This window comes from Methanoculleus receptaculi (assembly GCF_033472595.1).
Lineage (GTDB): Archaea > Halobacteriota > Methanomicrobia > Methanomicrobiales > Methanoculleaceae > Methanoculleus > Methanoculleus receptaculi.
Genome location: NZ_CP137642.1, coordinates 742,491 through 761,992, shown reverse-complemented (window position 1 = coordinate 761,992; position 19,502 = coordinate 742,491). Strand labels below are relative to the sequence as shown.

19 protein-coding genes are annotated in these 19,502 nt (G+C 61.3%); 5 read left to right on the top strand and 14 right to left on the bottom strand.

The window, feature by feature from the left end; genetic code table 11:
• Window positions 1–161: 161 nt before the first annotated feature.
• The 8 genes from rpl12p to R6Y96_RS04025 all read right to left on the bottom strand — a co-directional run bounded on the left by rpl12p (window position 162) and on the right by R6Y96_RS04025 (window position 5,961).
• Window positions 162–485, bottom strand: a complete 324-nt coding sequence (gene rpl12p / locus R6Y96_RS04060) for a 50S ribosomal protein P1 (protein WP_318622238.1) — start codon at window positions 483–485, stop codon at window positions 162–164.
• A 26-nt stretch (window positions 486–511) separates the two neighbouring features.
• Complete coding sequence (locus R6Y96_RS04055; protein WP_318622237.1) at window positions 512–1,540, bottom strand: 50S ribosomal protein L10; 1,029 nt, start codon at window positions 1,538–1,540, stop codon at window positions 512–514.
• The gene (locus R6Y96_RS04050; RefSeq protein ID WP_318622236.1) at window positions 1,540–2,181 is read right to left on the bottom strand and encodes a 50S ribosomal protein L1; all 642 of its coding nucleotides are present in this window, start codon (window positions 2,179–2,181) and stop codon (window positions 1,540–1,542) included. The genes R6Y96_RS04055 and R6Y96_RS04050 overlap by 1 nt, the downstream gene beginning before the upstream one ends.
• Before the next feature lie 51 nt (window positions 2,182–2,232).
• Window positions 2,233–2,709: a 50S ribosomal protein L11 gene (locus tag R6Y96_RS04045; RefSeq protein ID WP_318622235.1), complete on the bottom strand. Its 477-nt coding sequence runs from the start codon at window positions 2,707–2,709 to the stop codon at window positions 2,233–2,235.
• A 149-nt stretch (window positions 2,710–2,858) separates the two neighbouring features.
• Window positions 2,859–3,332 (bottom strand): transcription elongation factor Spt5, encoded by a 474-nt coding sequence (locus R6Y96_RS04040; protein WP_214022577.1) that lies wholly within the window; start codon window positions 3,330–3,332, stop codon window positions 2,859–2,861.
• Between the two features lie 5 nt (window positions 3,333–3,337).
• Window positions 3,338–3,544 (bottom strand): protein translocase SEC61 complex subunit gamma, encoded by a 207-nt coding sequence (locus R6Y96_RS04035; protein ID WP_318622234.1) that lies wholly within the window; start codon window positions 3,542–3,544, stop codon window positions 3,338–3,340.
• Between the two features lie 9 nt (window positions 3,545–3,553).
• Window positions 3,554–4,651: a cell division protein FtsZ gene (ftsZ, locus tag R6Y96_RS04030; RefSeq protein ID WP_318622233.1), complete on the bottom strand. Its 1,098-nt coding sequence runs from the start codon at window positions 4,649–4,651 to the stop codon at window positions 3,554–3,556.
• Window positions 4,648–5,961, bottom strand: coding sequence for a D-aminoacyl-tRNA deacylase (locus R6Y96_RS04025; RefSeq protein ID WP_318622232.1), 1,314 nt, complete (start codon window positions 5,959–5,961; stop codon window positions 4,648–4,650). Before R6Y96_RS04025 ends, ftsZ begins: the two co-directional genes overlap by 4 nt.
• An 86-nt stretch (window positions 5,962–6,047) precedes the next feature.
• Between R6Y96_RS04025 and R6Y96_RS04020 the strand changes: the two genes are divergently transcribed.
• The 3 genes from R6Y96_RS04020 to R6Y96_RS04010 are packed head-to-tail and all read left to right on the top strand — an operon-like array spanning window position 6,048 to window position 9,285.
• The gene (locus R6Y96_RS04020) at window positions 6,048–6,230 is read left to right on the top strand and encodes a hypothetical protein (protein WP_318622231.1); all 183 of its coding nucleotides are present in this window, start codon (window positions 6,048–6,050) and stop codon (window positions 6,228–6,230) included.
• Window positions 6,227–7,429, top strand: coding sequence for a molybdopterin molybdotransferase MoeA (locus R6Y96_RS04015; protein ID WP_318622230.1), 1,203 nt, complete (start codon window positions 6,227–6,229; stop codon window positions 7,427–7,429). The genes R6Y96_RS04020 and R6Y96_RS04015 overlap by 4 nt, the downstream gene beginning before the upstream one ends.
• Window positions 7,423–9,285, top strand: a complete 1,863-nt coding sequence (locus tag R6Y96_RS04010) for a molybdopterin biosynthesis protein (protein ID WP_318622481.1) — start codon at window positions 7,423–7,425, stop codon at window positions 9,283–9,285. The genes R6Y96_RS04015 and R6Y96_RS04010 overlap by 7 nt, the downstream gene beginning before the upstream one ends.
• Here R6Y96_RS04010 and R6Y96_RS04005 read toward each other — a convergent pair.
• Window positions 9,224–9,694, bottom strand: a complete 471-nt coding sequence (locus R6Y96_RS04005; RefSeq protein ID WP_318622229.1) for a TIGR00725 family protein — start codon at window positions 9,692–9,694, stop codon at window positions 9,224–9,226. The two genes, R6Y96_RS04010 and R6Y96_RS04005, sit on opposite strands and share 62 nt — an antisense overlap.
• 455 nt (window positions 9,695–10,149) lie before the next feature.
• Here R6Y96_RS04005 and ileS point away from each other — a divergent pair, with 455 nt between their 5' ends.
• On the top strand, window positions 10,150–13,335 hold the full coding sequence (ileS, locus tag R6Y96_RS04000; RefSeq protein ID WP_318622228.1) for an isoleucine--tRNA ligase: 3,186 nt from the start codon (window positions 10,150–10,152) through the stop codon (window positions 13,333–13,335).
• On the opposite strand, the gene R6Y96_RS03995 is transcribed toward ileS, so the two are convergent.
• Both R6Y96_RS03995 and R6Y96_RS03990 read right to left on the bottom strand, forming a co-directional pair.
• Window positions 13,318–14,052: a tRNA(His) guanylyltransferase Thg1 family protein gene (locus R6Y96_RS03995; protein WP_318622227.1), complete on the bottom strand. Its 735-nt coding sequence runs from the start codon at window positions 14,050–14,052 to the stop codon at window positions 13,318–13,320. The two genes, ileS and R6Y96_RS03995, sit on opposite strands and share 18 nt — an antisense overlap.
• A 37-nt stretch (window positions 14,053–14,089) precedes the next feature.
• Entirely contained in the window at window positions 14,090–14,359 is a 270-nt protein-coding gene (locus tag R6Y96_RS03990) for a PRC-barrel domain-containing protein (RefSeq protein ID WP_318622226.1), read from the bottom strand.
• Window positions 14,360–14,410: 51 nt separating this feature from the next.
• Between R6Y96_RS03990 and R6Y96_RS03985 the strand changes: the two genes are divergently transcribed.
• Complete coding sequence (locus R6Y96_RS03985; protein WP_318622225.1) at window positions 14,411–15,544, top strand: CBS domain-containing protein; 1,134 nt, start codon at window positions 14,411–14,413, stop codon at window positions 15,542–15,544.
• 106 nt (window positions 15,545–15,650) lie between these two features.
• Here the strand turns inward: R6Y96_RS03985 and R6Y96_RS03980 are convergent, their stop codons facing one another.
• From R6Y96_RS03980 to R6Y96_RS03970, 3 genes are read right to left on the bottom strand one after another with little or no spacing between them, the layout of a single operon-like run.
• Window positions 15,651–17,297 (bottom strand): radical SAM protein, encoded by a 1,647-nt coding sequence (locus R6Y96_RS03980; RefSeq protein WP_318622224.1) that lies wholly within the window; start codon window positions 17,295–17,297, stop codon window positions 15,651–15,653.
• Window positions 17,287–17,910, bottom strand: a complete 624-nt coding sequence (locus tag R6Y96_RS03975; RefSeq protein WP_318622223.1) for a 6-hydroxymethylpterin diphosphokinase MptE-like protein — start codon at window positions 17,908–17,910, stop codon at window positions 17,287–17,289. The genes R6Y96_RS03980 and R6Y96_RS03975 overlap by 11 nt, the downstream gene beginning before the upstream one ends.
• Window positions 17,907–19,370, bottom strand: coding sequence for a DHH family phosphoesterase (locus R6Y96_RS03970; RefSeq protein WP_318622222.1), 1,464 nt, complete (start codon window positions 19,368–19,370; stop codon window positions 17,907–17,909). The genes R6Y96_RS03975 and R6Y96_RS03970 overlap by 4 nt, the downstream gene beginning before the upstream one ends.
• Window positions 19,371–19,502 lie beyond the last annotated feature (132 nt).

Below are 19,502 nucleotides of genomic sequence, written 5' to 3'. Positions count from 1 at the left end.
AAAACTCTTTTCTAACTCATTTTCAGAACAGATCGCCTAAGTAAGCCATCCCCGTAGTCTGCGAGTTCCGGGAAATCTGCCAATGGAGATACCGCTCAACGAGTGACTACGGTGAAACAAGGATCGATAAAGAACCGGCCAACTACCGGCGAAAAAAAGGTTTAGCCGAAGAGGGCACCGAGACCGGCAAGACCGCTCTCTTCGTCCTCTTCCTTCTTCTCCTCTTCCGTCTCCTCTTCCTCTGCGGCGGGTGCTGCAGCAGCAGCCGGAGCCGCGGCGGCAGCGGGTGCAGCAGCAGCGACAGGTGCGAGGGCGGCCCTGTTGATGGCCTCCTCGATGTTCACATCCTCAAGTGCGGCGACGAGCGCCTTCACGCGGGCGTCCTGAACCTCGACACCGGCAGATTTTAAGACAGCAGTCACATTCTCTTCAGTAATTTCCTTGCCTGCGTTGTGCAGGAGCAGTGCAGCGTAGATATACTCCATTCTTGATTCACCTCGTTTTTGAAATATCAGCCGAAGAGGGCACCGAGACCGGCAAGACCGCTCTCCTCGTCCTCCTCCTTCTTCTCCTCTTCCGTCTCCTCTTCCTCTGCGGCGGGTGCTGCAACAGCAGCCGGAACCGCGGCGGACACGGCAGGTGCGGCGGCCGTTGCCGCCTTCAGGGTCTCCTCATCAAGGTCGAACCCCCTGGCCTGCGCCGCGAGCGCCACAGCCAGCATCTCGCGCCTGGCACGCCCGATGATCAGGTCGATGATATCCTTCTCGTAGACGCCCGCCTCAACACCAACGTTCCGCGCCTCACTTACCGCCCTGCCAATGATGGCCCCGATGGTAAGCCTGGTCGGGATAGCAGCGTTGACCGAGAGGTTGAACGCCTGGCTGGCCGCGAACGCGATCTTCTTCGCGCAGGCCTCCTCATCGATTGCAAGCATCTCCGGCGTGAAGACACTGCCGCGGTAGTACGCAGCCTGAAGGGCAAGCCCGACATCCATCGGCTTGATCCCGAGTTTCGAGAGCACCCCAGCGACCTTCCGGTTGATGACCTCGCCCTTCTTCACGACCGTCTTTGTCTCGCGAATCTTGACCTTGCCACCCTCAATGACCGCGGGTATGCCCACCTGCTGGAACTCGCCAACGATAGGGCCTGGCTTGAAAGTGGTCGGGCCCTTCGGGACAACGATATCCTCGGGCGCAATCTCGCCGGGCTTAGCGGCCATCTTCGTCTTGGTCTGCTCAAGCAGTTTAAAGAGCCTGAAAGGATTCTCGTTTGTGAAGATCAGTGCACTCTGGCCTTCAAAATGCTCTTTTAAGTCTGCAACGCTACCGCCGAGCTCGTTCAAGGCACGCTCGATGAGCGTGTTGCGGGACATCTTCACCCTCGCTGTGCCGCGGAGGTTCCGCCGGATATCCTGCACCTGCGAGGCGGGGATACCGTGCATATTCACGATACCGACGACCGGGTGCTCCTGGATGCCGCGCTTGATCTCCTCTACTTCATCCCTCTTCCATCGGGGCAGATGGTGCGTATAGAGTGCCATCAGATCACCCTCACTGCCGGCCCCATCGTCGTCTTCACGTAGACCGAATGAATATTCATCGCTCCACTCTCCAGGACGGACTCAACCCGCCGGAGAATTGTATCGATGTTCTCGGCGATCTCCGCAGGATCCATCGCGGTGGTCCCGACCTTGGTGTGGAAGACCTTCTTGTCCTTTGTCCGGATCTTCACGGAGTTCCTAAGCCGCTGAACGATGGGCCGGATATCGGTTCCCTGCGAGATCGGAATCGGCATCCTTCCACGCGGACCCAGCCGGACACCGAGATAGCGGCCAACAAGAGGCATCATTGCCGTCTCAGCCAGGAAGAACCGATATTCATCCGCGATCTTCCGAGCCTCCCGTGGTTCGCCACCGAGCCGTTCGATATCCTCAGGACCCAGGATGAGGTCGACATTTGCCTCTTTAGCCTGCGTAACGATATCCCCCTTCCCGAGAACAGCAATCTTGACGTTGTCAAAACCGTGCGGGAGATGAACCGTCTCGTCGATACGGTTCTTTGGCTGAGACATATCGATATTCCTGAGGTTGACTGTGAGATCCACGCTCTCCCTGAACTTCCGTTCCGGAGCCTTCTCAAGTGCCGTTTTCACGGCTTTCTGTATACTGGTTATGTCAACCATCCTTTGCCTCCATAGTACACGACCTCACGATCTTCTATGGTTGTCTGACATCTATGCGACGAGTACGTCGTCGTACTCCCCGTTATTGATGGCCTGGATCATATCGCGGGGTTTCTTCCCCTCGATGTTGACACCCACACTCATACACGTTCCGGCGACCTCTTTGACCGCCGACTTCAGGTCGTACGAGAGCATACCATCAAACTTCATACGGGCAATACGGACGACGGCCTCCAGCGGTATATCTCCCGCCACCAGAGCACCCGGCTCAGCCGAACCCTTCTCGATACCGGCCTCTTTCTTGATGAGCGCCGCGGTGGGCGGAATACCCACCTCGATCGTGAAGTTCCGCTTATCGTCAACCGTAACCGTCACCGGCACCTGCATGCCGTTGAATTCGGCCGTCTTTCTGTTGATCTCGTCGACGACAGCCTTCACGTTGATACCGAGAGGACCGAGCGCGGGCCCGAGAGGCGGGCCTGCAGTTGCCTTGCCGCCGGGTACCAATACCTCGACCGTTTCTGCCATACAAATTCACCAGCTTATTCCTCAGGGGAATAGTTGCCTGGGTTATCTAAGGTTAACCTGAGAGGATTTAAAGTACGGGGCATGACCCGGGGACGGTGGGCGCGCATGGCACCATCCCCTGCACCACAAAAAAAGACTGGAGTTCTTCTTCAGAAGACGTCTTCGGAGCGCTCCACAACGCGGACGGAATCGCCCCGGACAGTGATCGGAATTGGAACCATGCTCTCGTAGAGTTCAACCGTGATCTCTTCCTTTCCGGAATCGATACGTTTTACAACTGCCTTCTCACCCTTGAACGGCCCGGCGATGATCTCGACTATGGTTCCCTCGGTGATGCCGCTGACAACCGGCTTTGGCACCAGGAAGTGCTCCACCTCGGCAAGCGTGGTCGAACCGCGCACCACCGCGCGCGCGTGGGGGATCAGTTCCACCAGCTGCTCCATGCGGGCAAGGGAGTCCGGGCTCTCCACCAGGACGTAGCCTTTCAGCTCCTCGGGAACCATAACGGCCGTAACATGGATATCCTTCTGCTCCCTCGTCACCTTCTCTATATTGTCGGCTACCGTCCGCTCCTGCTTGGCGGTCGTCTTGACCGCGTAAACCCTGTTTGCACCCTCAGCCATATCCATCATCTGGGCAGTAGCAGCATGATCTCGTATATTATAAAGCCGATAAGACCGATAAGCAGGATACCTGCCGCCGATACTATAGCGATCTTGGTGAACTCATCACGGGTAGGCCGCCGTGCCAGTTTCAGCACGCGCCAGTACTTCTTGAAGAGCTCCTCCTCGATCTTGAACGACTTTGCGCTTTCCACTGTCTCCTTATAGTTCATATTAACGGCTCACTTCAGGAAGTCGATCTCAAACTGTCTCATCGTGCGAGGCATACTCTTCTCGCTTCTGCCATATATTTGTGGTGACCGGACACCGGTGACCACAAGCAGCGTCCGCATCTTGCCCTGCATCTCAGGATCAACCTGAGCACCCCAGATTATGCGGGCATCGGGATCGATCCGGTCGTATACCTCCTGAATGACGCCTTCCGCCTCGGACATGGTCATATCGGAGCCACCGACGACGTTGACGAGCGCCGCGGTTGCGCCTGAGATATCGACATCCAGCAGCGGGGAGCGCAGCGCCTTCTTGACCGAATCAGCGGCTTTATCCTCACTGTCACTCTCACCCATACCGATCATCGCGACGCCTCCACGCTCCATGACCGTCCGGACATCAGCAAAGTCCAGGTTCACAAGACCGGGCATCGTGATCAGCTCGGTTATGCCCTTGACAGCCCGCATCAGCACCTCGTCAGAGACCTTGAAGGCAGCATAGAGCGGGAGACGGGGCACCACCTCGAGCAGCCGATCGTTTGGCACGACGATGACGGTGTCTGCCACTTCACGGAGACGTTCAAGCCCTGCTTCCGCGTTCTGCGCCCTGATAGCACCTTCCGCGGTGAACGGCAGGGTGACCACCGCGATGGTCAGCGCACCCTCGTCTCTCGCGGCTTTTGCCACAATCGGTGCAGCACCGGTGCCGGTGCCCCCGCCGAGTCCGGTGGTGATGAAGACCATATCGCAGCCCTGAACGGCACGCCTGATGTCATCCTCGTTCTCAAGGGCAGCCTCCTCGCCGACCTGGGGGATCGAGCCCGCGCCAAGACCACGTGTTCTCTGCCGGCCGATCAGGATTCGACTATCGGCACGCGTCCGGACGAGGTGCTGTGCATCGGTGTTGATGGCGATCAGCCGTGCACCGTTGATGCCCTCCTCCCACATCCTGGTCACCGTGTTCGAGCCACCACCCCCGCACCCGATGACCGCGATCTCGGTCCGGAGTTCCATCAGGACCTCTTCGAGATCCCTCTCGACCTCCAGTGGCTCATCAAGGCGCTGCTCCGCCCCAGCCCGTGAAAGAGCTTCTTCTACGATGGATTTCATAAGTATCTCTCCAATCCCGGGATATGTATCCGTTTCACGCTGGTTGTCTGCACCGTATCAGGCGTGATCCTCCGTCCCTCGATCTCGACCGCTTCTCCGCTGGCAAGCCTGGCATAAAGCGGCCCCTTCGGCACTCCCTGCCTGCGCGCCTTCTCAGGGTCAAACCGCACCTTGCGGAGGACGAGGCGATCACCCTCGATAACAGCATTCTCACAGATAAGTAGGAGTTTTATACACTGGGTAGTTATATCACTTGCGAGTCGGGACGAATCGTTCTCAAAACAGATGAACCTTGATGAGACCTCCGTTGAGCCATGCGAGATATGGGCAAGGGGTAATCGTTCAAGCGCCTCAAGAAAACCAGGTCTGCTGGATTTGAGTGTCTCTCTGATCAGTTCGGGGGCAACCTGAATCGCAACGGGCTTCCCTTCACCTCTCATGCTGTGGATGTGAACGCGTGAGCCCGGTGCGATCTCTTCGGCAAGCGTCCTGACCTGGAGGTAGGTTGACCATGCAAGCCGCGACGCCTCCAGGATCTCCGACTCCGTGAGGATGGGGAGACCGGCGGCGGCGAGCATCCGCTCGATCCGCCTGCCCTGATCCGTGGATACCGATTTCCTGTCGATGTAGGCGGCCACCGCACCGCTTGCCTCCTGCATCCTCTGGAGGATCCCGGCGTCCACGGCATCGATCTCGCGGCCCGGCACGATGTGGCCGAAGGCGCCGCGGGATGATAGTGCGATCCCGGTCTGCCGGACGGCGTAGTGCGTCCCCCCGAACCCTATCAGGTTGATCGTCTCCTCCGGCACGGCAGAGAGTATGCTCTCTGCCACCGCCCGCCCGGCAACGGGGTCGGCCCATTCTGCGGCCCCGGACCCTATCTCGACGAAGAACGACGGGGTTGAGAGTTCGGTCGGGCCGTGGTGCGTAACCTCGTAGGAGACGCGGTAGCCCGGCGGAGCGCGGGCATGAAGGTTCCGGAGGACGGCGTGCATCCAGGCGGGGGCTGCCGGGGCGAGGCGGCGGGGTTCCCCGCCAAGGTCTGCACGCCCGTAGTTTCCGGTAACATGAACGGTGAGGGCTGGCATCGGCTGGACGCTCGAGTGCCTGGATATAAATATGATCAGGTCGGCATCGACCTCATCGTCGATCCCGTCCTGGTGGATCAACCGGCCATCGACCTCCAGGAGGTCCAGGTCGTGAGCCTCCGCAAGCGGCCAGTGCCCACCGGGTTCAAGCAGATTCTTGAGATTATTCCTGATGTTTACTCCTGCAGCGTCCTGTTTTGAGTTTACCAGCGTGATCTGCATCACGTATAGATGGGTTGCGGGAGCGCTAAATGATAGTGCCCGGCGCAGTAAATCCTATCATCCTGCAGGCAAACGATCTGGGTACCATGGACGAAGAAACCATACGCAGAGCGTTTCAGGCCTACGGTATAAAAGACGAGATCACGTGCCCCCAGGCCTTTGAGATAGCCGATAACTACAGTATCCCGAAGATGGATATCGCGCGCTACTGCAACCAGCACGAACCGAGAATAAAGATCCGCGGGTGCCAGCTGGGCTGCTTCAGATGAGCCTCTTTCTTGATGTCGTATCCGTCGATGCGGCCGTCGAGACGGTTCGGAGGATCACTCCTGCAGCGGGGTGCGAGGACGTTCCGCTTGAGAGCGCGCTCCACCGCGTGCTTGCAAAGGACGTCTGCGCCGATATCGATGTCCCGGGGTTTGACCGTTCAACGGTCGACGGCTACGCGGTCGCCGCGGCCGATACAATCGGCGCCTCCGAGGCCATACCGGCGATGCTCCAGTTCCTGGGAAGGGTCAGTATGGGGAGCACCGATCCGGGGAGCATCTCCCCGGGGTCGTGCCGCTACGTCCCGACCGGCGGGGCACTCCCGGCGGGTGCGGACGCGGTGGTGATGATCGAGAACGCCGAACAGATCGGTGACGATCTCCTGGTCCACCGGCCAGTGGCGCCCGGTGAGAACGTGATCCGCAGGGGCGAGGATTTCGGGGCCGGGAAGGTGGTACTGGAGCGCGGCCGCGTCCTCACGCCGAGGGAGATCGGTGTCGCCGCAGCGGTCGGGGCAGACCGCGTCAGCGTGGTGATGGTGCCCCGGATCGGGATCATATCCACCGGCAACGAGGTCGTCCCCATACTCGAGAGACCGGCGCCTGGCCAGGTGCGGGACGTAAACTCCTACCTTGCGGGTGCGTTTGTAACGGAACGGGGCTGCCGCCCGGTCTATTTCGGGATAGTCAGGGACGACCGCGCGGCGTTGATGCGGGCGGTCGCGTCAGCGCTAGAGCGGTGCGACGCTGTCCTGATCTCCGGGGGGTCGTCAAAGGATGAGAGGGACAACACCGCCGCGGTTGTCGCGGAACTCGGCGAGGTGCTGGTGCACGGGATCGCACTTGCCCCCGGGAAACCGACCATCATAGGGACGGCGCGTAAAAAACCGGTCATCGGGCTGCCGGGGCACCCGGCCTCAACATTCGTTGTGCTCGTCGCCATCGTGGACCACCTGATTGCGGCGATGAGTCAGACCACCGTCACCCGCCGGACACTCCGGGCCAGGCTGACGCAGAACATCCCCTCAACCCGCGGGAGGGAGGACTACATCCGGGTCAGCCTCGAGGATGGCAGGGCGACACCGATCTTCGGGAAGTCGGGGCTCCTCAACACCCTGGTGCAGAGCGACGGTCTTGTGCGGATCCCGGCCTCGATCGAGGGGCTTGAGGTCGGTGAAGAGGTCGAGGTGATCCTCTGGTGAAGCGCTACCTCTCGGTCATATCGCTTGAAGAGGCGCGGTCGCTGGTGGAGAGGTCGTTTCAAGCCGTTCCGCGGGTTGTCCGGGTTCCTGTGGGGACGGAACTGATAGGCCGGGTCACCGCCGAACCCATATTCGCCAGGTTCTCAGTCCCCGCGATCCACATCTCGGCGATGGACGGGATAGCGGTCAGGAGCGCCGATACCGTCGGGGCCAGCGAGCAGCACCCGGTGACCCTCCCGGACGCGGTGCCGGTCAACACGGGCAACATAGTCCCACCCGGCTACGACGCTGTGATCATGATCGAGGACGTCTGGCTGGAGAGCGGGAGATACACCATCCGCAAACCTGTCAGCCCCTGGCAGCACATCCGCCCGGTCGGCGAGGATATAGCCGAGTCGGAGATGATCCTCCCGCGGGGACACCGGATACGGCCACACGAACTCGGGGCGCTTGCAAACTACGGGGTGACAGAGGCTGCGGTCAAGCACCTGCGGGCAGGGCTGATCCCCACCGGGAGCGAACTTGTCCCGCCCGGCATCATGCCGCCGCCGGGGAAGGTTATCGAGAGCAACACGCTCCTGGCTGCTGCCATCCTCTCTGAGGCGGGGGTTGAGGCCTGCCGCTACCCCATCGTCCCTGACGACCACAACGCCATAAAGGGCGCTGTCAGGCGCGGCATCGAAGAGAACGACATCCTGCTCGTATCGGCTGGATCGTCGGCCGGGACACGGGACTACACCGCCGACGTCATCGGGGATCTCGGCGAGGTGCTGGCACACGGCGTGGCCATCAAACCGGGTAAACCGGTGATCATCGGCAGAGTCGGGGGGAAACCTGTGATCGGGCTCCCGGGCTACCCGCTCGCTGCGGTGACGGTTATGCGCGAGATTGTCATGCCGCTCGTTGCCCGGTATGGTCTACCCGTCCCCCGGCCGGAAGGTCTCAGCGCCAGGCTGACGACGAGTCTCCACTCGGATATCGGGACAGACGAGTTCGTCCTCCTCTCCGTGGGGATGGTCGGGGATCGCTGGGTTGCGGTGCCGCAATCCCGGGGTGCGGGGATCCAGATGAGCGCGGTGCGGGCGAACGGATACATGCAGATCCCGGCACAGAAGGAGGGTGTCGAGGCGGGTGAGATTGTGGACGTCCGGCTGACCGTTCCGCGGACGGAGGCGGAGGAGGCGGTGCTCATCACGGGGAGCCACGACCCCTCGCTTGACTACCTTGCCGATCTCGTCCGGCCGCGCGGCGTGGATCTCCACTCCACTCACGTCGGGAGCATGGGCGGCGTGATCGCCCTGAAGAAACGCGAGTGTCATGCCGCGCCGATGCACCTCCTCGCCCCCGACGGCACTTACAACACCCACTACCTGAGACGCTACGCCCCTGACGCCGACCTCGTCCTCCTCTGCGTTGCGGAACGCCAGCAGGGCGTCATCTCCCGCGAGGGTCTGGGGTTCGACGACCTGCCGGGGCGGCGGTTCGTCAACCGGCAGAAGGGGTCGGGGACACGGGTGCTCCTGGACCATCACCTGGCAGAACGCGGCATTGACCCGGCCTCCATCCCCGGTTACGACCGCGAGGTTACGACACACCTTGCGGTGGCGCTGGCCGTGAAGACGGGGGAGGCGGACGCCGGGATGGGCGTCTACAGTGCTGCAAAGGCGCTTGATCTTGCGTTTGTGCCGGTGGCAACGGAGCGCTACGAACTTGCGATGCACCGCCAGATGCTCGATGACCCGCGGGTCTCGGCTCTGGTGGAGACGGTCTCCTCGGAGACGTTCAAACAGATCCTCAACGATCTTGGGGGTTACGAGACCGCCGAGACAGGCGTGCTGCGCGAACTGCGAGGTTGACCGCTTCTTCGGGTGTTGTGCAGGCAAACACCCCATCAATCTCCCAGGTGCTAAGCCCGAAGACCGGTTTCCCGGTCTTGAGGGCGATGGCGATCTCAGAGAGGGTGCCGTAGCCTCCGCCGACGGCGATCACCGCATCCGCCGAGTTGACAAGGATGACGTTCCTCGCCTGGCCCATCCCGGTGCGGATGACCAGGTCCAGGTAGGGGTTCCCGTCCCCTGTGTCGGGGAGGATCCCCACCGTCGTCCCGCCAGCCTCTTTTGCCCCCCTGCAGGCGGCCTCCATCACCCCGCCGAGCCCGCCGCAGCAGACGGTCTCGCGGTTGCCGGCGATGAGGTAGCCTATGGTCTCTGCAGCTTCGTACTCCTCTGCGGAGCAGTCCCCTCTCCCGATGACTGCGATCTGCATGGATGAATCTTCCGGGGGCGGAGGATAAAAAGGACTGGGGTTCGACGACAGACGTTTATCGGAGCCAGCCTCTGGACAGGGGATGGGGGAAGCGTCTCCGCCACCCTCCCAGTCAGTCCAACCCCCAGGAGGCGATTCTCCATCGATACAGTCTCCTGGAAGAGATTCCACCATGTTCTCGGTGAGAAAATTCCCTGGATCCCTGTTTTCCGTCTCGTGCACGGCCGGAGATAGGGGTGCCCTGAGGAGAGACGCTCTCCTCGAATCACACCGAAACGCAGCGCAGCCCTGTGCCGTGGAACCGTCTCTTCGGTTATCGCTGAAACCTTCCTCGATATCCCCTCTTCCCCCGCGGCGACGAGGTTCAAACCCGTGCCAGGCGTCCCGTCGCGCAAAACGCTTTCTTCCATCAAGGACAAGAGGTACACCAGAGTGCTGACCATGAGGGATACGAGGTGAGAGAAGTCACCGGCAGTTACAACCCGCAGGAGATCGAGGCGGGTGTCCAGGATTACTGGAGACGGGAGAATATCTATTCACGTGTGCAGGAGATGCGAAAGGATGGAGATGCGTTCTTTTTCGTCGACGGGCCGCCCTACACCACCGGCAACATCCATCTCGGCACCGCCTGGAACAAGATCATAAAAGATGCTATCCTCCGCTACCACCGGATGCAGGGCAGGAAGATTATCGAACGGGCGGGCTACGACATGCACGGCCTCCCGATCGAGGTGAAGGTGGAGCACCACCTCGGGTTCACGTCCAAGAAGGATATCGAGGACTACGGCATCGCCGAGTTCATCGAGCAGTGCCGGACGTTTGCAGTGACCCACATGGAGGTCATGAGCGACCAGTTCCGGCGTCTCGGTGTCTGGCTCGACTTCGACAACCCCTACCAGACCATCAAGGAGGAGTACATCGAGTCCGCGTGGTGGACTATCCAGCGGGCGGAGGAACGCGGACTCCTTGAGCGCGGGCACCGGGTCGTGAACTGGTGCCCCCGCTGCGAGACGGCGATCGCCGACTCCGAGGTCGAGTACTGGGACGAGACCGATCCCTCCATCTTTGTCAAGTTCCCGATCGCCGGGCGCGATAAGGAGTACCTGGTCATCTGGACGACCACGCCCTGGACGCTCCCGGCGAACGTTGCGGTGGCGGTCAACCCGGCGTTCACCTACGCGCGCGTGGCAGCAAAGAAGGACGGAACGGAGGAGATCCTCTGGATCGCCGACGAACTCGTTGAGTCCGTCCTCAAACTTGGGCGCTACCAGGACTACAGCGTCCTCGAACGCCACAGCGGGACCGAACTCGTTGGGACGGAGTACACCTCCCCGCTCGCAAGAGATATCCCCCGCCAGGCCGAGATCCAGCACCGTGTCGTCGCCGCCGATTTCGTCGAACTCGAGAACACCGGTCTCGTCCACATCGCGCCCGGGCACGGCTGGGACGATTACCTGATCGGCATCCAGGAAGGGCTTGAGGTCTTCTGTCCTGTCGATGCCGGGGGCTGCTTCACTCCAGAGGCCGGGATTTTTGCCGATATGTACGTCCGGGACGCAAACGATATCGTCATCGAAGCGCTCGGCACCTCACTCCTCACCCGGAGATCGATCACCCACCGCTACGGTCACTGCTGGAGGTGCAAGACCCCCATCATCTACCGCGCAACAGCGCAGTGGTTCCTGAAGGCCACCGAGATCCGCGATACAATGCTCCAGGAGATCGCAAGGGTGAAGTGGTACCCCGCCTGGGCGGGAAGCGCCAGGTTCCACGACTTCGTCAAAGAGTCGCGCGACTGGTGCATCTCCCGGCAGCGCTACTGGGGTATCCCCATCCCCGTCTGGCAGTGCGACCGGTGCGGGGACTACACCGTCATCGGCACCATCGCCGAACTCGAGGAGCGGTCAGGAGAGCGCGTCCCCGACCCCCACCGGCCCTACGTCGACGACGTAACCATCCCGTGCCGCTGCGGCGGCGAGATGCACCGGGTTGCCGATATATTCGATGTCTGGTTCGACTCAGCGGTCGCCTCCTGGGCGACCCTCGGGTTCCCCCGGCAGCGTGAGGGTTTCGAACGCTACTGGCCGGCAGACTTCATCACCGAGGGCCAGGACCAGACCCGCGGCTGGTTCTACTCTCAGCTCGGCGCAAGCACCGTGGCGTTTGGCCGCGCACCTTACAGGAGTGTCCTGATGCACGGGTTCGCTCTCGATGCCGAGGGGCGCAAGATGAGCAAGAGTTTCGGGAACGTCGTGACCCCGGAAGAGGTCATGAACCAGTTCGGTGTCGACGTTCTCCGGTTCTACGTCCTCTGGGCAAACGCCCCCTGGGACGACCTGAAGTTCAACTGGGACGGCGTGAAGACCATACACCGGACGCTCAACATCCTCTGGAACGTCTACCGGTTCCCGCTCCCCTACATGATCCTGGACTCATTCAGCCCGGCATTCACAGACGGCGGCGGCCGGTGGGATGGGGCGTTCGTCCGGACCCATATCAGCGATATGCCGGATGAGGACCGCTGGATTCTTTCCCGGATAAACTCGCTTATCAGGACAACGAGCGCGGAGATGCAGGACTACAACCTCCATAAGGTTACACGGGCGCTTGCAAACTTCATCCTGGAAGACCTCTCCCGCTGGTATGTGCAGGTCGTCAGGCCCAGGATGTGGCTGGAAGAAGACTCACCGGAGAAACTCTACGCATACGAGACGTTCTACTACGTCCTGCGCCGCCTGATCGCACTCCTTGCACCGTTTGTCCCCCATATCACCGAGGAGATGTATGGCAACCTGCGCCTGGAGGGCGACCCGGAGAGCGTCCATATGCTCGACTGGCCGGTGGCAGACGAGCACCTCATCGACCAGGGGCTTGAGTCCTCCATGGAGGTCATCCGGTCGTTTGACGACGCAGTCGCCACAGCCCGGCAGGCCGGGAGACGGAAACTCCGCTGGCCGGTCGCCGAGACAGTGGTTGTCGCTGAAAACGAAGCGGTTAAGGCGGCCATGGAAGAGTTGAACGAACTCGCCAGGATCCGGGCCAACAGCCGCTCTGTCCGGGTTATCACCGGGGCGTGGGATCGGATCCGCTGGAAAGCCGAACCGGTGATGCGCGCCATCGGCCCGGAGTTCGGCAAGATGGCACCGAGGGTCAAAGCGCTGATCGAGCAGGCGGACGGCACCGCGCTGAAGACCGCCATCGAACGGGACGGAAAAGCCAGGCTCGACGGCTACGAGATCGAGGCGCGCCACGTCACCTTCTCGGAATCCCTGCCGGAGGGCGTATTTGCCGCCCCCATGAAAGATGCGACGGTATACGTCGATATCACCCTCACCCCTGACCTGGAGGCCGAGGGATACGCCAGGGAGGTGATCCGGCGGATCCAGGAGATGCGCCGCCAGCTAAACCTCAATGTCGACGACTATATCGTCGCGGCCGTGGATGTCGCCAACGAACGGGTGGCATCGCTCATCGGGGAAGAGAAGTGGAAGAAGGAGATAGCCGGCGAGGTGCGCGCATCCGATCTCGTCATCCGCCGCACGGACGGAGACCGGCCGGGAGAAGAGTCTTACACCCTTGATAAAACCTGGGACGTGGAGGGTGTGCAGATGCGGATCGGCATCTCACGCGCCGATGAGTGACCGGATCAGCGCTGCTCCCTCTGGATTGGAGAAGAGAGGCGTCTCCTCCAGTTCACGGATGCACATCCGCATGACCTGGACGGTCTCCCCCGTCACCGGGTTATACCCTTCTTTCGTGCACTCTTCCCGGTAGAGGAGCGTCCCGCGCCTCTGCCAGGCAGGCGTCGCTGCCAGGTTGATGCCGCGCTCAAACATCATCTCGTGCATCTCTTCTGAGCGCATCCCCCGGAGCGCCGCGGCAGCCTGCCGCGACGTCATACCATCCTCCATAAGCGCGTTCTGGCAGTAGGCGTTGATGTGGTTGCGCCAGGCCTCGTTCTGTCTTGAGACGAGATACTCGAGTGCAAACCCGCCGGCCGCCGGGATTGTCCGGGCATCGAACGCCAGCGGCCGGGTGCAGCCAACCTCGATCGTCAGTCTGCTCGCCGCGGCGGCGGCGGTCACGGAGTCGAGTTTCTCAATCCGCCCGGAGAACGGCAGCGTCTTGAAATAGAGGCTGATCTCGTCGGAGAAGGTGTAGGCGAAGACCGGGGAAAGCCCGCTCTCCCTGAGAAGGTATCGGCAGACCGCTCGCATGCTCGCGCTGAAAGAAGGGTCGAACGGTTTTTTGAGGTTGAGCGCACGTGCCACTCGGTGGAATGCACGGCCGTCGAGCCTGACGAAAACGGGGGGGAAGACAGTCAGGTTTGAGAAGATCTCCCGATCTCTGATATCCATATCTATAGGCAGGCGTTATCCGGGCGGGGCCGGGCAATCACGGTTGCTCTTCTTTTGCCGGCGACTTGAAGAGCCCGGGGATGTGACGGACGATTATGATATCCCCCACGCTCTTTACAATGCGAAAAGGTATCTGCAGCCCGGTGTAGCCCTTCACCTCCCCGATCTCGGGGTTGAGGTCGCCGATCGCAAGGGCAGCTATCTTCTTCTGGTCAACATCGAGCACAACATCGTCAACATTCCCGATAAAGACAGCCCTGTCGGTGTAGACCGGCAATCCGAAGATCTCTGTGACCTGTGTTCTCATCAGTATCCTCTGAAGGTATATTACTATAAATGATAAAAAGATACTCATTTTATGGAAACGTCGCTGCAGATCGGGAACATCGCTGGAATACCGGTCAAAATACACTGGAGTTTTCTACTGGTGATCCCCCTGTTTGCCTGGATCATCGGGAGCCAGATCGTGCTCACGACCGAGTTGATAAGGATCCTCTTTGGTGTCCCGATCGATGCGACGCTGATCACAACAGGGTTCAACCCCTACATCCTCGGAACCGCCGTCGCACTGGGTCTATTCTTTGGCGTATTCGTCCACGAGGTGGCCCACTCACTCATAGCGAAAGCGAGGGGGATCAAGATCCACAGCATCACGCTCCTCATCCTGGGCGGGGTCTCCCAGATGGAGGAGGTTGTGCCGGACCCGAAGGTGGAACTCCCGATGGCGCTTGCCGGGCCGCTCACAAGCCTGGCGGTAGGTATCATGTGCAGCGCCCTGGTCTACGTCTTCCCCCTCCTTCCTGACCCGGCCGTAGCCGGCGTCCTGATCTTTACCTTCGGCTACCTTGGGCTCTTAAACGTCCTGCTCTTCGCGTTCAACCTGCTCCCGGCGTTCCCGATGGACGGCGGGCGCGTGCTGCGGGCGTGGCTCGCACGGCGGATGCCGCTCTCCCGTGCAACCCAGATCGCCGCCGATGTCGGCAGAGCGTTTGCGGTCATCTTCGGAATCTTCGGGTTCCTGATGTTGAACCCCATCCTGATCTTAATCGCGTTCTTCATCTACATCGGGGCAAACCAGGAGGCCACATCCCTGCGCTACTACGTCCTGCTGCAGGACGTCACCGTGGCGGACGCTATGAGCAACTCTCTAGTCACCGTGGAGGCAGAGACCCCGCTCCCCCGGTTGCTGGAACTCATGTACGAGACGAAGCATCTCGGGTTCCCTGTGGTTGAGCGTGGGAATCTCGTCGGGATTGTTACACTCAGCGACATTCACAAGGTCTCACCGATCGACCGGGAGGCGATGCAGGTGCGTGACGTCATGACCCGGGACCCGATAACACTCCCGACATCGGCACCACTCATCGACGCGCTCCGGATCATGACCACCCATGGCATAGGAAGGATCCCGGTCGTTGATGACGGCGATCTTGTGGGGATTGTGACAAGGACGGACGTGCTCCGGGTTATGGAACTGCGAGAGAAGGCGTAAAGTGGGCAGCCCCTCCCGCGGCAATTCCCGCACCGGCCGGCGGGGGTCAGGCCCGTTTGATGGGCAGCAGCCTGGAACTCTTCACGCATGGAAGAGGTGTGGGGCTCTAAAACATGATCAGATCATCGAGCCCTGTCTCCCCCGCGACCGCCCGGAACTCCCCCAGGCTCGAAAACGGCCGGCGGGCGACGATGCTTGCGGCCCTCTTCCTGCCGATGCCAGGGATCCAGCGGAGCGCCGCCGGCGGGAGGGTGTTTATCTCCACGGGATACGGGAGAGCGGTCACTGACCGACTCCCCCAATCGACCACGACAGCGTCGATGACCGTTCTCACAGGGAGTTCGAGCGGGATCCCGACAAGGATGGGGTATGAACCCATCTGCCGCCCGAACGACGGTCTCCCGGAGACCTCGATGAGAACGCCGCGGAGGATGCTGCCGACCGGGAAGACCCGGCGCAGCATCGGTTCGTCGAACTCCCGCCTGACCCAATCCTTGAACGCCCTGAACCGGGCATCGTGCTTTCCCAGGGTGTTCTCCTCGTAGGCGGCCGTACCCTCAAAAGGCATCAACTGCCGGATGTTCACCCGCCGCACAAGCAGCCCGGCGTCGAGCACGCGGCGGAGGAACGCCTGGTTTGCATCGAACGTCGCCGGCGTCTCGCCGGCAAGACCGATGATGAAGTTCAGGCCCGGCAGGAGTTCGGGGATGCCGCAGGTCCGCCTCCCCCCGACCTCGTTCACCACCTCGATAGCGCGGAATACATCATCTGGCATGGCTTTGAGGTTGTTTGCCCTGACAACCGCCGGGTCCGCGGTCTCCATTCCGAACGCCGCGGTGTCGCCGGGTGTGTGCCCGGCCACTATCACCTCGAGCGCCGCCCGTGCCGCGTCCGGATGTCTGGCGATGGTGCCGGGGTTGATGTTGTCGATGTGGAGGGTCTTAAGGTCGGGTGCGTTCTCTCTTACCGCCGAGAAGAGGTCCTCGAGCGCCTCAAGCCGGGGAAGCGGGAACTCGCCACCACCGGCGCTCCGGTAGGAAAGAAGGTCAGGCTGGCGGCCGAGCCTGAAATGGCGGGCACCGGCGGCGTGAAGCGCCGCCACCTCGTCCGCGATCTCCTCGATGCTGCGGTAGCGCGGGAGGCCGTAGAACGGCTCGGTGCAGAACGAACATCCCCCGACCGTTGCACGGGGGCAACCTGTCGCGGTCTCCAGCTCGCAGATTACGTGAGGAAACGAGGGGTGCTGCGTTATGATCGCGGCACCAGCAGCGCACCATGGATCGCTCAGGGCGTAATCCCGCTCACCTTCCGGTTCACCCCCCGATAGCCAGGAATCCAGCGCAACCGCCGGAGAGCCGCGGAGCACTGCATCAAACCCGGCTATCGCCTGCCGGATTGCCCTCTCCCCACCCCCTGGAGCATACCCGAAGTTGATCGGGCCGCCGATCGCGGTGGCCGGTTCCCGGAGGGTAAGCCCGATCTGCTGGATCTCCGTCAGGGTTGCTGGTCGACCGCCTATGTAAGCGCCGGGCACGGTCAGCCCGGCGATCATCACCACCAGATCGCCGCGGCCGTGACCGGCGATAAGGGAGGGGTCGGCCCGGACCTGGTCGATGGTGGCGTAGCGTGGCGCGTAGCCATGCGCCAGGAGGACGCCGGCGACCTCGCGGATGTAGGGGGATACGTATGGCGGGACACCGAGACACGCGGGTTCATCGACGTAACCGTCGATTATAAGTGCCTCAGAGGTCATACCCCATCATCCTGAGGAGTTCGCCCGCCCAGTAGAGTTTTCCCCTCTTGAGGGGGTCGACATCCCGGTCGGCGAGATCGAACCCGATGATCCGGACGTCTGCCGCGCCGAGCTCCCTGGCGGCAAAGACCGCCCTGTCACCGTCGGTGAACCCCCCAAAGTTGTGGACGCCCGGAATGGGAGCCGCCTGGGTGGTTGCCACCAGCGGCCCGAGTATACGGGGGACCCAGTGGCGGAGGAGCGGGACGTTATCCCCGTGGGCGTGGACAACCATCACCGTTCCCCGCCGGGAAAGGTCTATGAAGATGTCTGTCGCCCCGTCCAGGTCTGTAAAGACCGCGTCCGGCCGCACTCCGTGGCCGGCGAGCACCTCCGCCGCGGCGTCGGCGGCAAGCACCGTCCCCTCGATCCGGTCAAGTTCTGCCGGGAGAGAGGGGGCGTTCCCGCAGACCGTAACGTTCCTGCCCCCGATCAGCGCTTCAAGCAGCGCGATATCATCCCTGCCGCCGGCAAGTTCCGCGAGCACCCGGGCGGCCTCTTCGTCTGCCTCGCGTTCAAACCCGAAATACTCCAGAATCGCAGTGTAGTGAGGCTCCCAGTCCTCAAACCTCATTCTTCACCCTCACCGTCCAGACCGACGATCTCGGAGAAACGTTTGAGGATGGGATCGATTATCAGGGTGAGCAGACCTTCTTTATCCTTTGCCATGGAGAAATAACTGAGGGGGATCATGGCGGCAGCCATCGTGGCATGCCCGCCGGCCTCCCCGATGGAGCCGAACGCCTCGGCCATAACGTTCCCGAGATGGAGCCTGATATCCTTGTTTCGGGCCGATATGATGATGTTCTGGTCTGTGATGCCATAGACCAGGGCGGTGTTCACACCCTCAAGGTGGATCAGCATATCGGCCGCCTGCGGGAGGGCGTCCCGGTTCCTGATATAACCTACGTTTGAGAAGAGGTAACCGCTATTGATCTTCCGGTTCCGGATGGCGTTGCCTATGATCTCGATCGTCTCCAGCGAGACCGATGGGGAGGTGATCTTATCCAGGAGATCCGCATCTGTGAGGGGGAGGAGGAACGCCGCGTAGTTGAGATCCTGGGGGGTGACGTTCCGCTTGAAATCTCGTGTATCGGCCCTGATACCGTACAGGAGCGCTGTGGCCACCGTTTTGCTCACCGGGATATCGAGTTCCATCAGGTATTGGGTCATGATGCTTGCCGTGGCTCCAACGCCTGGCCTGATATCGATGAAGTCTGCGACGGCGGACGGCGGTTGGGTGTTGTTCTTGTGATGGTCGATAATTATGTTGACACGGGTCGATTTTGGCAGATTGTTGTTCACGCCGGGCCCGGACGAGTCGACCAGAGCGATGTAGCCGCACTCCTCCAGCATCTGGGGGGTTAGACGCTCCATCTTGATGTCCAGGAGGTTTATAAACGCCCGGTTCTCCTGATGACCGATATCTCCTTCATAGACGATACGGCAGTTGAGTTTGTTGTGGCTTGCATGCCGCGCTATCAGTGAGAGCGCCATGGCGCTTGATATCGAATCGGGATCAGGGTTTAAGTGGGTGACGATGCAGAGCGTCCCTTCCCAGGAGGCAAGCAGATCGTAGAGCCGCAGGGCAAGCCGTGAAGAGTGGAGTTTCCTGATATGGTAGATGGCGGTTCGCGCCACCACCTCCTGGGGGTAGAGGACTACATCAGCGCCTTCCTGCTGGAGGAGATCGACGCTGACCGCGTCGATGGCGCGGGCGATGACATAGGTCGCCGGGTAGCGGCTCTTGATGGTCTTGAGGGCGGCCAGGTTGGCCTCCCGGTCGTTTGCCAGGATGAAGGCAACCTCGGGGACGGGCAGCCCATCCATGAAGCCAGGGTTGCTGAAGTCGCGAACAAGTGCATTGTACTTCTGGTCCCTGAGGTCTTCCACCCGTTTTTCGTCCTTATCGACGATGATGAGATCCTCGGTCTCCTTGGCGAGTTCCTCGGCCACGTTGTAGCCCGTCCTCCCGCACCCAAGGATGATGTACTTGACACCTTCCTTCGAAACGTTCTGGACCACCTCAGGCATGCGTACAATGGTGTAACGTTCCATGGTATTTAACTTGCGGGGGTGAAGGGGGCGGAGCGGGAAGTCCCCACCGTTCACGATGGGGATGAAAGCGGAGCCGCCCTTCCTTCCTGCGATAGATATATTCCTCTT